Annotated in this window: 10 protein-coding genes; 9 read left to right on the top strand and 1 reads right to left on the bottom strand. The window is 71.7% G+C overall.

The window, feature by feature from the left end:
* Positions 1-43: 43 nt before the first annotated feature.
* On the top strand, positions 44-1249 hold the full coding sequence (locus tag E1262_RS10975; protein ID WP_132103168.1) for a low temperature requirement protein A: 1206 nt from the start codon (positions 44-46) through the stop codon (positions 1247-1249).
* 217 nt (positions 1250-1466) lie between these two features.
* Positions 1467-2666, top strand: coding sequence for a glycerophosphodiester phosphodiesterase (locus E1262_RS10980; RefSeq protein ID WP_203453760.1), 1200 nt, complete (start codon positions 1467-1469; stop codon positions 2664-2666).
* A gap of 47 nt (positions 2667-2713) precedes the next feature.
* Here E1262_RS10980 and E1262_RS10985 read toward each other — a convergent pair whose 3' ends face one another.
* Positions 2714-5443: a sugar-binding protein gene (locus E1262_RS10985; RefSeq protein WP_132103169.1), complete on the bottom strand. Its 2730-nt coding sequence runs from the start codon at positions 5441-5443 to the stop codon at positions 2714-2716.
* Positions 5444-5700: 257 nt separating this feature from the next.
* On the opposite strand from E1262_RS10985, the gene E1262_RS10990 reads away from it, so the two are divergent.
* The 7 genes from E1262_RS10990 to E1262_RS11020 all read left to right on the top strand — a co-directional run bounded on the left by E1262_RS10990 (position 5701) and on the right by E1262_RS11020 (position 14037).
* Positions 5701-6834: an ROK family protein gene (locus E1262_RS10990; RefSeq protein WP_203453761.1), complete on the top strand. Its 1134-nt coding sequence runs from the start codon at positions 5701-5703 to the stop codon at positions 6832-6834.
* A 71-nt stretch (positions 6835-6905) separates the two neighbouring features.
* Positions 6906-7964, top strand: coding sequence for an extracellular solute-binding protein (locus E1262_RS10995; protein ID WP_132103171.1), 1059 nt, complete (start codon positions 6906-6908; stop codon positions 7962-7964).
* A 66-nt stretch (positions 7965-8030) separates the two neighbouring features.
* Complete coding sequence (locus E1262_RS11000) at positions 8031-9101, top strand: ABC transporter ATP-binding protein (RefSeq protein WP_132103172.1); 1071 nt, start codon at positions 8031-8033, stop codon at positions 9099-9101.
* A complete protein-coding gene (locus tag E1262_RS11005; RefSeq protein ID WP_132103173.1) occupies positions 9098-10873 on the top strand; it encodes an ABC transporter permease in 1776 nt (591 codons plus the stop codon). The genes E1262_RS11000 and E1262_RS11005 overlap by 4 nt, the downstream gene beginning before the upstream one ends.
* Positions 10861-11691: a creatininase family protein gene (locus E1262_RS11010; RefSeq protein WP_132103174.1), complete on the top strand. Its 831-nt coding sequence runs from the start codon at positions 10861-10863 to the stop codon at positions 11689-11691. The genes E1262_RS11005 and E1262_RS11010 overlap by 13 nt, the downstream gene beginning before the upstream one ends.
* Entirely contained in the window at positions 11684-13144 is a 1461-nt protein-coding gene (locus E1262_RS11015; protein WP_132103175.1) for an argininosuccinate lyase, read from the top strand. Before E1262_RS11010 ends, E1262_RS11015 begins: the two co-directional genes overlap by 8 nt.
* Positions 13141-14037, top strand: a complete 897-nt coding sequence (locus E1262_RS11020; protein WP_132103176.1) for an ROK family protein — start codon at positions 13141-13143, stop codon at positions 14035-14037. Before E1262_RS11015 ends, E1262_RS11020 begins: the two co-directional genes overlap by 4 nt.
* Positions 14038-14347 lie beyond the last annotated feature (310 nt).

Consider the following 14347-nt stretch of genomic DNA (forward strand, 5'->3'; position numbering starts at 1 on the left):
ACGCTCGTCGCCGCGGGGGAGCGGCGGTACTACGCTCCGCCTCATGTCCGACGCGACACGCGACCACGGCCCGGTGATCCCGGCGATCCGGCTCATCCGGGCGCCCGGCCAGGAGCAGCGGGCCACGTTCTTCGAGCTGTTCTTCGACCTCGTCTACGTCTTCGCCGTGACCCAGCTCTCGCATCACCTGCTGGCCGCCCACCTGAGCTGGACAGGCGTGGCCGAGACGGCGTTCATGCTGGTGGCGGTCTACTGGGCGTGGAACTACACGACCTGGATGGCGAACTGGTTCGACCCGGAGACGGCGCCGGTGCGGCTGGTGCTGGTCTTCGTCATGCTGGCCAGTCTGCTCATGGCGGTGGCCATCCCGGAGGGCTTCAGCGATCTCGCACTGCTGTTCGCGTGCAGCTACGCGGGTCTGCAGATCGGCCGCAACCTGTTCGTCGTCGCGGCGACACCACCCGGCGTGTTCAACCAGAACTTCCGCCAGATCCTCGCGTGGAGTGTGCTGTCGGCACCGCTCTGGGTGGCCGGCGGACTCGTCGACGACGCCCGCTGGCCGCTCTGGCTGGCCGCGCTGGCGCTCGACCTCGCCGCGCCCATGGCGCGGTACTGGCTCCCGGGCCTCGGCGCGACGCCGATGAGCCAGTGGTCCATCGACGGTCACCACTTCGCCGAGCGGTTCCAGCTCTTCATCATCATCGCGCTGGGCGAGAGCATCGTGCTGACCGGCGCCACCGCCGCGGGCGCCGGCATGAGTGGTGAGGTCGGCCTGGCACTCGGGCTGTCGTTCCTCGGTTCGGTGGCGCTCTGGTGGCTGTACTTCTCGGGGGCCTCACCCCTGATCGCCCGGCGCATGAGGAACAGCAGGACCGAGGACGTCGGTGCCCTGGGCCGCGACATCTACACGTACCTGCATCTGCCGATCGTCGCCGGCATCGTGCTGACGGCGGTCGGCGACGAGCTGGTGGTCGCGCACCCCGACTATGACCTGGAGGTCGCCGGCGCGCTGGCCGTCCTCGGTGGTCCGGCGCTGTTCCTGCTCGGCCTCATCGCCTGCGGGGTCCGGATCCGGCACCGCATCGGCTGGCCTGCGGTCGTCGCGGTGGTCCTGCTGCTGGCCGGCGTCCCCGTCATGGCCGGGCAGAGCGGTCTGGTGGCGTCGGCGTTCGTGCTCGTGGTGCTCGGCACGCTGGCAGTGGCCGAACACCGGCGTACGGCGCGCGAGTCCGTCGTCGGTGCGGCTTGATCGACTCGCCGGGTAGACGTGCATCGCGTTGATCATGGAGAAACGCCCCTCTCCGGCGCCTCGAAAGGGGATCTTCTCCGTGATCAACGGCGAGCGGCGTGGGCGGCATCCAACCGTCGCGAGGACGCCGTGCCGCCGTCGTCCGCGGTTCACCGGCCGGTCGGACGGCAGGGCGAATACTCGACGAGCCCCCAAGAGCTCGTCGAGAGGATCAGACATGGGCGTGAGGACGCTGCGCCGGACGGTGGCGGCCGTCGGTGCGATCGTGCTGCTCACCGGGCTGGCCGCGACGCAGGCCGGCGCCGAGGGTGAGGAGGACCCGCGGATCGAGCAGTACCGGCAGGCGTTGGCCCAGCTCCGGCCGCTGACCGACCCGCCCGCTTGCGACCAGATGCCCGAGCCGGACCGCTGGGCCGACGCCGGCACCCCGGACCAGGGCTCGGCCGACGCCGTCATCTCCGCGCACCGCGGTGCGCTGACGCTGGCGCCGGAGAACACGCTGGACTCCTACGCGTACGCGTTCGCCTACGGCGTCGACCTGGTGGAGGTCGACGTCCAGCAGACGAAGGACGGCCGGTTCGTCACGCTGCACGACTCCACCGTCGACCGCACCACCGACGGCACCGGCAACATCGCCGACCTCACGTTCGACGAGGTCCGGGCGCTCAACGCGGCCGACTACGCGCCGTGGAAGGGTAGCGCCTACGACCCTGCCCAGGTGGCGTCCCTGGAGGAGGTCCTGGCACTCGCACAGCAGGCCGGCAAGGGCATCGAGCTGGACATCAAGGGCTCGGTCACCGAAGAGGGCGAACTGGCCGTGCTGGTCGGCGAGTACGGCCTCGTCGAGGAGTCGATCTTCAACTCGGGAGACCCGCGCATCTTCATCGCCGAGCCGGGCGCCCGGCTCATCTACAACCGTGACCGGTGGGAGCCGAACTTCCTGATCTACGAGATCGCGGAGATCTTCAAGGTGTTCGGCTCCCGGCTGGACGAGTACACGCCGGAGTCGATCGCGGCCGCCCACGACGCCTGCGCGATCGTCATGCCGCACGCGTATGACGCCGGCCCGGAGCAGGAGGTCGCGCAGTTCGTGCAGGCCCGGGCGATGGGCGCGGACGGCGTCCAGACCAACCAGCCCGCGCTCATCGTCGCCGCCGCCGGTGAGGCGGTCGGCTCCGCGATCGAGGTGAACCGCGGCGAGCACGGCCGCATCGACGAGATCTGCCTGGTCAACGCCGACAACGGGTTCGGCTTCCCGGGCAAGCCGGTGCGGTTCGACCGCGGCACGAAGTCGGCCGAACTCACCACGGGCCGCGGTGGCTGCGTCGCGCCGCCGGACGGCCACTGGCTGGGCGCCCGGGTGACGTTCGCCGGCGACGGCGCGGTCCACGCCTCCACCGCGCGGCTCGTGCCGTAAGCCCACGTCCCTCGCGGCCGCCGCAGCGGCCGCGAGGGAACCAGTCGTCAGAACCGGTAGGCCGCGGCGTCGTTGGCTTCGCCAGACTCCAGCGAGACCACGAGCCAGCGGTCCGAGCCGCCGCCGGCACCGGACAGCGGAATGGTCACCGTGTGCCGGCCGGCCGCCAGCTCCTGGTCGAGCCGGCCCAGCACCGCCGTGCCGTCCCAGACGAAGATCCGCGCCCGGCCGCCGCGCCAGGCACGCAGCTGTGCCGTGACCGACCCGGCCGCGGCCGACGCGGACAGCACCTCGACCGACCCGTCGCCGAGCGAGCGCCAGCCGCCCAGCGGGACGTTGTCGCCCGCCGACTGCAGGATGCTCTGCGCCGACTCGACGCTCTTGGCGGCGGTGTCGGGCAGGACCGGCTCCTTCGGCGAGGACGGCTGCGCGGCCAGGTCGGGCAGGGTGACGACGGCCCACCGGTACGGGTCCGCACGCACGCCCTGCCAGGTGGACCAGCCGATCCGGGTCTGGCTGGCCTTGTCCTGCGTGTCGGAGTCGTTGATCAGGATGTTGAAGCCCACGTGCTGCGGGTCGAGGGTGTCGGGCAGCACGTCGAACGGGATCTTCGCCACCACGGTGTAGCCGGTGTAGGGGTCGCCGACCCGCGACGCGACCTCCATGCCCGGTGCCGTCTCCGGTCCCGGGCCCTGCCGGTTGTCGCGGTCGCGGTGGAAGCTCGGTGGGTTGCCGTTCGCGGGGTCGTCGGTGATCGGGAAGATACCGGCGATGAACACCGTCGACGTGTTGGCCGACGTGCCGCGCGGATCGATGTTGATCTCGACGGAGTCGGTGCGCCGCTGCCGCTTGGTGTCCTCGGGCGGCAGCACGAAGCCCAGGACGTCGTCGGTGATGTTCACGTAGACGTAGAAGGCGTCGTCGGTGTAAGTGATCTTTGCGTGCCCGGAGATGTCCGCGGCCGGCGCCCGCTCGCCCTCCCAGCGGGTCGAGATGTCGATGACGTCGCCGGGGAACTCGCTCTCGTCGACGTCGCCGGCGACGCGCGGCGGCGTCGTCGCCTTCACCAGCTCCAGCGACGGCACGAGCAGCAGCGCGGCGTCCTGGGTGCCGCTACCGCCGCCGTACGTCGTGACGATCTCGATGGGGTAGCGGCCGTCGTTCGGCGCCCGGTTCGACGTCGGCAGCGACCTGTCGGTGTTGGTGACGGTGAACGTCACCGCGCCGGTGGCACCCGGAGCCAGGTCCTGGTACGGCCGGCTCGCGGGGGAGACGCCGAAGCCAGCCGGCACCGACAGCGTCACCGTGCCCGACTGCGGGCGGTCGCTGGTGTTGGCCAGGTCGACGCGGATCTCGCGGCTGCGCCCGCTGCCCAGCGCCAGCAGCGGCAGGATGAGGCTGTCCAGGTGCTCGACCCGGTTGGCCGCCGTCCACTCGCGGAACTGGGCGATCTCCGGCAACGGCTCCAGCGTCCCGCACACCGGCGCGCCGATCTCCACGACCTCGTCGACCGCGCCGCTCCCCTGCCGAGGAGTGGTGAGCGTGCCCCGCAGGGTGAACCGCTCGCCGATCACGGCGCCGGCCGGGACCGTGACGGTGAAGCGCGCCGCCGCCGGCCGTCCAGGCGCGAGCACGCCCAGCTCGCCGGACCCGCTGATCGTCCACCCGTCGGGCACGTCGACAGTGACCGTGGCGTTCGGTACAGGCTGCCGCGCGGCCGCGCGAGCGTACGCGACCAGCTCGAACGACGTTCCCGGCAGTACCCGGAAGCTGGGCGCCTCCAGGTAGAACTCGGTGCCAAGCGGTAGCCCGCCGGGCGCCTGCAGCGCCGCGCCCTCGATGGCCGCCAGGTCGCCGGACGTCGGCGCAGGGTACGGCGTCCGGGTGTCGATCAGCGTGAACCACTGGCTGGAGATGCGGGCCGGGTCGGACGGCGGGAACGCCCGCGTGCCCCAGCCCTGGGAGATGTACTCGCGCGCCGCCCACGTCTTGACGACGCTCCACCGCTCGCCGCCGTGGCGCTCCGACACAGTGCCGTCCCAGGTGCCGAACACCACGTCCGTCGCGACGTTCGGGGTGTGGCCGACGGTGGGACCGTCCGGGCCCAGCGGGCCGCTGCCGACGGCGCCGCTCTGCAGGATCCGGCCGACCCGCCACGGCTGGAAGCCCTCGTCGGCGTGTTCGGGGAAGCGCTCGGGGTCAGCGGCGGCGTAGTAGGCCTCGACGGCGAGCTTGGCCGCCTGCTGGTGGTTGCCGTGGTTGCCGTCGGTCGCCGACGGGTTCATCGTGACGATGACGCTCGGCCGGGTCGCGCGGATGACCCGGACGATGCGTCCGAGGGTGCTGTCGTGCCCCCAGATCTGCTCGCTCAGCGGAGCGCTGGCGGTGTAGTAGAAGTCGAGACCGTCGAGGTTGTAGACGTGCTCGATGCCGGCGTAGGCCACCGCGCGGCGCTCCTCGGCCTCGCGCAGCAGACCCAGCGGCGGGCCCTCCTCCAGGCCGACGGCGTTGCCGCCGCCCTCACCCCGGGTGATCGTGATGACGCCGGCGCGGACATCGTGGTACTCGTTCCACTGACCCAGCGCGCCCAGCGTGCCGGCTTCGTCGTCGGGATGGGCACCGATGTAGAGGATGTCCAGGTCGACCGCCCCTCCCGGCTCGGCCAGTGCCCGCTCCGCGGGTGTCAGGAGCCGCAGACCGGCGGCGGCGCCGACGGCCGCCGCGGTGACGGCGCCGGTCCCACGCAGGAAACTACGGCGGTTCAGGTTCACGTCCATTTGAGCCCTCTCTACGACGCGCGACGACAGCGCGATTCAAAGCAAGAGCGGACGCCGGCCGAGCGTCCCAGAAGGCCTTCGAATGGCGACCATAGGGACGTCTCCGGCCGGTTGGCAAGAGTTCGCGAGCTTTTTCCTTCGGAGAACGAAAAATAACGGGCCGAGACCCGCCGTGTCCGAAACGTGTCTTGACCGCAGTAGTTCCTTCGCCGTACAAAATAACGGTGAAGGCGCAATCAGAGGTCCCCGCGAGCCCCGTGCGACGGGAGCGTTCCCGGGAGATCAAGCGGTCCGCGGTCATCTCCGCGGCACGTCAGGCCCGGCTGCTGTCGCGATCACAACTCACCGAACTGACCGGGCTGAGTCCTGCGACCCTCACACCGCTCGTCCGCGAGCTGATCGCCGAAGGCTATCTGATCGAACGCGGCGCCGAGTCGTCGCGCGCCGGCCGCCCCCGAGAGAAACTGGAGTTCAACCCGCGCGCGGAGCTGGTCGCGGCGGTGGCACTGCAGCCACACCAGGCGCGGTGCGAGATCGCCGACAGCGACGGCAGCGTCATCGCCCACGACGACGTGCCACTCGGCCCGGACATCGTCGCCACCATCTGCGACGTCGTGCCGCGGCTGGCCGGCGCGGGCCGTCCGGAGCTCCGCGGCGTCGCGGTCGCGGTGCCCGGCGTCACCGCCGACGGCGAGGTCCGGCTGGCCCCGTCCGTCGGCGTGGTCGAGACCCGGTCGATCGGGGAGGGCATCCGGGAACGCCTCGGCGTGTCCGTCGTCGTCGACAACGACGTCAACCTCATGGTGGCCGGCGAGCACGCCGCCGGCGCCGGCAGCGACGTCCGGGATCTCATGCTGCTGTACGTCACCGACGGCGTGGGCGCCGGGCTCATGCTCGACGGCCGGGTCCGCCGGGGCGCCTCGAGCGCGGCCGGCGAGGTCGGGTTCATGACGCTGGACCGGGATGCGCACACCCGGGACGGCGTCGGTGCCTTCGAGGCACGGTGGTCCGAGAGCGCCATCGCGCGTCACCTCGACGACGCCGGCATCGACCGGGACGGCGCCGGCCCGGTCACCGCTCTCGTCACCGCCGCGGCCGGCGAAGGGCCTGCCGCCGCCGGCGCCCGTGCGTATCTCGACGAGGTGCTGGTTGCGTGGTCGCGGCTGGTCATCTCGTGCGCGTGTGTCGTCGACCCCGGACGGGTGCTGCTCAGCGGGGCGGCCGCCGAGCTCGACGACGCCGCGCTGGCCCGGCTGCAGGAACTGGTCGACGCCGACGTGCCGGCGCCGGTGGAGATCCGCCGCGGCGCGCTCGGGGAGCGCGCCGTCCTGCACGGCGCCATCAGCTCCGCACTCACCGCTGCCGGACTGATGGCGGTACCGGCCACCTGACACCACCGCGCGGCTCAGCCCAGCGCGCACCCCTGCTTCGCACGTCATCACCCACTCACTGGAGGTCACCCATGCGACGCCCCATCATCGTGCTCGGCGCGACCGTCGCGCTCGGCATGGTCCTCACCGCCTGCGGCGGCGACGACAGCGACACCACGTCCGAAGGCGGCGGCGACCCGGAATCGCGTAGCCTCACCATCTACAGCGCCCGCGACTCCAACATCACCGACTTCGTGATCGAGCGGTTCGAGGAGGAGTATCCCGAGTACGCGGGCAACGTCGAGGTGCTGAACCTCGGCGCCCAGGAGGTGCTCGAGCGGGTTCGCGCCGAGGCCTCGAACGCGCAGGCCGACGTCTGGTGGGGCGGCACCCAGCAGGGGCTGGACGCCGCCGCCGCGGAGGACCTGCTCGAGCCGATCGAGCCCGCGTTCGCCGCTGACATCGCCGACGAGCACAAGGACCCCGAGGGCCGCTGGTTCGGCGAGATCCTGCTGCCCGAGGTGATCATGTACAACAACGCGGCCCTCTCCGAGGACGAGGCGCCGCAGGACTGGGACGACCTGCTCGACCCGAAGTGGAAGGACCAGATCATCATCCGCGACGTGGCCGCGTCGGGCACCATGCGCTCGATCTACGCCGCGATGATCCTCAAGGAGTCCCCGGACGGCCAGGACCCGCAGCCGGGCTACGAGTGGCTGAAGCAGCTGGACGCGAACACCGCGGAGTACGCCGCCAACCCGGCCGACCTCTATCTGAAGATGTCGCGTGAGCAGGGCGTCCTCAGCGCCTGGAACCTGCAGGACATCCTCATCCAGGCCGAGCAGCAGAACATGCCCTTCGGCTACGTCCTGCCCGCTTCCGGCGCGCCGGTGCTGGTGGACGGCGTCGCCGCGGTGGCCGGCGGCGACAGCGAGGCCGCCACGCAGTTCCTGGAGTTCCTGTTCGACGACGGGCTGCGTGCCGAGCTCGCCGCCGACTACTTCCAGATCCCGACCGTCGAGATCTCCGAGCAGCCGGAGTGGCTGGCGAACCTCGACCTGCAGCCGATGGACGTCGACTGGGCCACCGTCGGCCAGAACGAGACGGACTGGATCAACTACTGGAACGAGAACATCAAGAACAAGGGCTGACCGCCCGGCAGACCGGCGGGCGCGCGAGACCGTGCGCCCGCCGGGCGCTCGAAGAAGAGGTGAGACATGGTCGAGGTCCGGCTCGATGCGGTGAGCAAGGTGTTCGCCCGCTCCGGCGATCCCGCGGTGGACGAGGTCGATCTGACCATCCGGGACGGGGAGTTCTTCACGCTGCTGGGTCCCAGCGGGTGCGGGAAGACGACGACGCTGCGGATGGTCGCGGGGTTCTACTTCCCGTCCTCGGGACGGATCTTCTTCGGTTCCGACGACGTCACGCGGCAGGCGCCGAACAAGCGCGACACCGGCATGGTGTTCCAGAACTACGCGCTGTTCCCGCACCTCAGCGTGGCGCAGAACGTGGGCTACGGACTGAAGACCCGCAAGGTGCGCGGCACGGAGGCCAAACGCCGCATCGACGAGGCGCTGGAACAGGTGCATCTGTCCGGCTACGGCGCCCGCCGCATCGACCAGCTGTCCGGTGGGCAGCAGCAGCGGGTGGCGCTGGCCCGCGCCCTGGTGATCCGGCCGCGCACGCTGCTGCTGGACGAACCGCTGTCGAACCTCGACGCCAAGCTGCGCGAGGAGACCCGGCTGGAGATCCGCCGCATCCAGCGGGAGGCCGGCACCACCTCCGTCTACGTCACCCATGACCAGGCCGAGGCGATGGCCATGTCGGACCGCATCGCCGTCATGAACGGCGGCACGGTGCAGCAGGTGGGCGCGCCGGAGGAGATCTACCGGCGCCCGGCCAACCGGTTCGTCGCCACGTTCATCGGCCGCAGCAACGTCCTCTCGCTCCCGGTCGTCGGGGCCGGGCCGGAGCAGGTCGAGGTCGCGGGCCCGGACGGTGTCACCCTCCGGGCCGCAGCACCGGAGGCCCACGGGTTGAGCGAGTCGGCCACCGCGCTGGTGTCGGTGCGTCCGGAGCACGTCCGGCTCACGGGGCTCGACGCCGCAGGGAGCCTGAGCGCGACCGTCGTCGAGACGGAGTTCACCGGCATGTCGACCCATGTGACGGTCGACCTCGCCGGCACGCCGCTGCACGTCGCCGCCGTCCAGCTGCCCGCCGGGCTGACCACCGGCGACACCGTCGGCGTCGTGCTGCCGCCGGAGCATCTGTGGGTGGTCCGGCCGTGAGCGTCCGGACCGAGCCGGACGCCGTCACCTCGGCCGAGACGCCGGCGGCCGCCTCGGCACGGCGGCTGCGCAGCGGTGCCGTCACCGGGTCGCGGTGGTTCCCGTACATCCTGGTGCTGCCGCTGGCGCTGGTGCTGTGGGGCTACATCGTCCAGCCGATGCTGGCGACGTTCTCCGAGAGCGTCGCCGAGAACGCCGGCGACAACTACGCGGGCTTCTTCACCGCCGGCGGCGTGGCCCGCCAGTCGCTGATCAACTCGATCCTCATCTCGGTGGCGAGCGTGGTGCTGTGCGGCGTGGTGGGGGTGGCGATGGCGTTCCTGCTGCGCCGTTTCCAGTTCCCCGGCCGCGGGCTGATCGAGGCGATCATCCTGGTGCCGGCCGCGCTTCCGCCGCTGATCGGCGCCATCTCGTTCCAGCTGCTCTACAGCGAGACCGGCATCCTGCCACGCGCGCTGCAGCAGCTGTTCGGGACCGAGGAGCCGGTGCTCGCGGTCAGCGGGATCGCCGGCGTGCTGGTGGTCCACACGTTCACGATGTACCCGTTCTTCTACCTGGCCGCGTCGGCGGCGTTGCGTGGCCTGGACCCGTCCATCGAGGAGGCGGCCTACAACCTGGGTGCGTCGCGGCTGCGCGTCTGGCGCACGGTGCTGCTGCCGATGCTGACCCCGGCCATGGTCTCCGGCGCGCTGCTGGTGTTCATGACGTCGCTGGCGTCGTACACCGCGCCACTGCTGTTCGGCGTCGACCAGACCATGACCATGCAGATCTACATCAACCGCACCAACGGCGACATGCCTCTGGCATCGACGTACGCGTCGGTCCTCGGTGTGGTGTCGATCCTGTTCCTCCTGGCCATGCGGTGGTACGAGGGCCGGCGCAGTTACCGCTCGCTGTCCAAGGGCGTCGCCAGCCACCGGCGCGAGGTGACCAACCCGCTGGGCCGGTGGCTGGCGATGCTCGGATCGCTGGCCGGCGTCGCCGTGCTGCTCGCGCCCGTGGCGACGATCGCGCTGGTGGCGTTCTCGCGCGACGGCTCGTGGACCACGCAGGTGATCCCGTCGGAGTACACGGCGGAGAACTTCCGCACGATCTTCGCCGAGCCGCGCGCCTTCGAACCGATCCTGAACTCGGTGACCATCAGTGCGGTGGCCACGGCCGGCATCATCGTCGTCGGCGTCCTGATCGCGTACGCGGTGCGCCGGCTGCGGTTCGTCGGCCGGTCGCTGCTCGACATCGGCGTCATGCTGGCCTGGGCGCTGCCCGGCACCGTCGTCGCGATCAACCTCATCGCCGCGTTCAGCACCGGCAACGCGTTCAGCTTCGGGCAGGTGCTGGTGGCCACGTTCTGGATCATGCCGCTGGCCTACTTCGTGCGGTTCCTGCCGATGGTGTTCCGCTCGACGTCGGCGGCGCTGGCGCAGATCGACCCGGCGTTGGAGGAGGCCGCCCGCAACCTGGGCGCGTCGTGGCCGCGCGCGTTCCTGACGGTGACGGTGCGGCTGGTCCTGCCCGGCGTGGTGGCCGGCGCGCTGCTGGCGTTCGTGCACGGTGTGGGTGAATTCGTCGCGTCCGTGCTGATCTACACGTCGCAGACCGAGCCCATCTCCGTCGCCATCAACAACAGCATGTACCGCTTCGAGATGGGCACGGCGGCCGCGTACGGCATGCTGCAGGTCGTGCTCATCTTCGTCGTCATGCTCGTCAGCGGCCGGCTCGAGAACGGCCGGTCGTCCCGCTCGGCCCGGGAGGCGACGCAGTGGGCGGGCTGATCGACGCCACCCGGGTCACCGGCGCAGCCTGGCCCGGTGTCGTCACAGAGGCCGATCTCGCCGTCCTGCCCGTCGGGGCGTTCGAGTGGCACGGCCCGCACCTGCCGCTGGGCACCGACCTGCTGCTCGCCGAGGGGTTCGCCCGCGCGTGGGCTGAGGCGTCCGACGCACCGCGAGGAGTGCTGTACCCGGCCGTCGCCTACACCGCCTGCCCGGGCCAGACCCGCCCGTGGCCCGGCACCATCGGCATCCGTCCCGAAGTGGCGCTGCCGTACCTGTGCGACGTCCTGGAGGGGATCGTCGCGGCCGGCTTCCTCCGCGTGCTGGTGGTCAACGGGCACGACGCGAACATGTCGATCGTCAGGGCGGCCATGGAATGGGTCTCCGGACGGCATCGGTGCAGCCTGCTCCTGGCCAACTGGTTCCAGCTCATCACGCCGGAGGAGACGACGCGGCTGTTCGGGCCGCTGCCGTCGCGTGGCCACGGCGGCGCCTACGAGACCAGTGGTGTCGCCGGGTTCGCGCCGGACGCCGTCGACCTCACCGCCGCACGCGACCTCCCGCCCCGGGCCAGGCTGGCCACCACCAGCCCGTACGTCCTCATCGAGTCCCGGCCCACACCGTGGGACGGCTGGTCCGGGCACGTGTCGCTGGTGCGCGACGACTCCGGCCGGCGCGTCCGCGAGCTGGGCGCGCGGCGGCTGCGCGAGCTCGTCGACGCCTGGCTGGCGGCGCCGCCGCCCGACGCCCCCGGGACCGACCCGCTACACGTCACACCTGCGCCCAGAGCGTCCGACACAGGAGAGGCCGATGGCTGACCAGGCCCTGACCGTCTACCAGGAGAACCACCTGCGGGTGGCGTTCGAGCACCACGTGGGCATGCTGTACGGCCCGATGGTGCAGGCCAGCCGGGCCCACGTGGTCATGCTGGCCGACCAGGGCCTCGTCCCGGCAGAGCGCGCCGCCACCCTGCTGCGCGGCCTGGAGGCGATGCGGGCCGACGACCCGTCCGCCCTCACCTACGACGGCTCTGTCGAGGACGTCTACTTCACCGTGGAGAAGCGGCTGGCCGCTGCGGCCGGCATCGACACATCGGAACTGGACGTCCAGCTGGCGCGTAGCCGCAACGACCTCGACCAGGGCGTGTTCCGGATGATCTTGCGCGACCAGGTCGCGGCGGTGCAGGACGAGGTGCTGGGGACCGCGGACGCGCTGCTCGGCGCCGCCGACCGGTACGCCGACGTCGTCGTCATCGGGTACACGCACCGGCGGCCGGCGCAGCCGACCACCATCGGGCACGTGCTGGCCGGCTACGCCGAAGCGCTCACCGGGCACGCCCGCGCCTACGCGGAGCTGCTCGACGAGATCAACGTGTCGCCGCTCGGATCGTGCGCCTTCGCCGGCACCGACCTCGACATCGACCCGGCACGGGTGGCGCGGCTGCTCGGCTTCGACGGCCTGATCGTCAACTCCTACGAGGCGGTGGCCGGTGCTGACTACCTCATGCGAGTGGCCACCGTCAACGCGCAGGTGCTGGCGACGGGCGCCCGGTTCGCGCGGACGCTGATGGACTGGCTGAGCTGGCAGTGGGTGACCACGCCGCCGGAGTTCACGCAGGGCAGCAGCATCATGCCGCAGAAGCGCAACCCGGTGGTGTTCGAGCACCTGATCTCGATGGCCGGGGCCACTGCGGCCGACGCCGCCTCGGTGCTCAACAACGTCGGCGCGGCGTGGTGGGAGGACTCCAACAACGCGACCACCGACGTCCAGGCCCGGCTGTGGGAGAGCAACGACCGGGCGCGGCGGTTCTTCCGCCTGCTCGGCGGCTTGGTCGCACGGGTCGAGCCGCTGTCGACGCCGGCCGCGGCCGAGATCGTCGCCACCGGCGCCACCACGACGGCCGCCACTGACACCCTCACCGCGTCCGGCGTGCCGTTCCGTGCCGCGCACTCCGTTGTGGGCCGGTTGCTGCGCGAGGCGCCGCCGGACCGGTGGACGACGGCGACGGTCCTCGAGGTCGCCGCGGGACTCGGACTCGACGACGTGACCGAGGCGGCCGCGAAGGAGCTGATCGCGGCGGCCAACGACCCCGCCCGTGTGCTCCACCGCGAGCAGGCCGACGGCCCCGGCTCGGCACCGGTGCGACGGCAGGTCGCCCGGCTGCGCGCCCACCTGGACGAGTCCGCCGCGCACCTGACCGCGTTCCGGTCCCGTCTGGACGCCGCGGCGCGGCTGCTCGACGACGTGGTGCGGGAGCGGATCGCCGCGTGAGCGTCCCCACTTCTGGACAGGTACTGGGCATCGACTTCGGCGGCACCAAGATCGCGCTGGCGCTCGCCGACCCCGACGGCACGATCATCGAGCAGGTCCGGCTGCCCACGCACGCCGACGACGGCGCCGAACGCGCGCTGGCCAGGGCCCTGGACGCCGCGGAGAAGCTGGTCTCCGACTCCGGCCGGCCGGTGCTGGCCGCCGGGGTGGCCACGCCCGGGGTGGTCCGGCCCGACGGCATCGACCTCGCGCCGAACGTCCCGGGCTGGGGCGAGCTGCGGCTGGCCGACGCGCTGCGCGCGCGGCTGGGCGACATGCCGGTGCCGGTGTGGAACGACGTGAACGCGGCCGCGCTGGCGGAGTCGAGGCGCGGCCGGCTCCGTGACGCCGACCCCGGCCTGGTCCTCGGTCTCGGCACCGGCGTGGCCGCCGCGCTCACCGTCGGCGGCCAGGTCGTGCCGGGCTTCCACGGCGCGGCCGGCGAGATCGGCTACACGTTGGTCGGCTCCGGTCCGCTGCATCCGGACGAGGCACACCTGGAGGCGGTCTTCGGCGGGCGCGTGCTGGACGACTTCGCGGCGGCGCACGGCCTGAGCGGCGGGGCGGCGGAGCTCGTCGCCGACACCCGCCCGGAGCTGAGCGACCTCGTGGACCGCCGCATCGACTCCCTCGCCCGGGCCGTCGTCGGGATGTCGCTGCTGCTCGACCCCGAGCGCGTGGTGCTGTTCGGCGGCCTGACCGCTAGCGCGCGGATCGTGTCGCGGCTGACGGAGCGGCTGCGCACCCATCTGGTGTTCGTGCCCGACGTGGTCGTGTCGCGATTCGCTCACGACGCGCCGCTGGTGGGCGCGGTCACGCTGGCCGGCGATGCCGTCGCGGCCGGCGTCCGTTGATGGTGAAGGGCTGACGACGAAGTCAGCCCTTCACCGCGCCACCCAGCCCAGCACCGCGCAGGAACAGCCGCTGGAACAGCAGGAAGATCACGATCGGCAGCGCCATCGAGATGAGCAGCGCGGCCAGGAAGGCGCGTACTTGGGTCGCAGTACCGCGAGCTGATCTGCGCCTGGTTCCAGGCGGTCGACAGGTTCGCCCAGTCGATGCTGCTTAGCCAGAACGCCATCGGCGTGCGCAGGGTGTCCTGCCTGGTGCTGACCGACGCGCGTTTTGGGCGTACGGCCATCGCTGGCGTTCTGGCACTACCGA

Source organism: Jiangella aurantiaca (assembly GCF_004349105.1).
Taxonomy (GTDB): domain Bacteria; phylum Actinomycetota; class Actinomycetes; order Jiangellales; family Jiangellaceae; genus Jiangella; species Jiangella aurantiaca.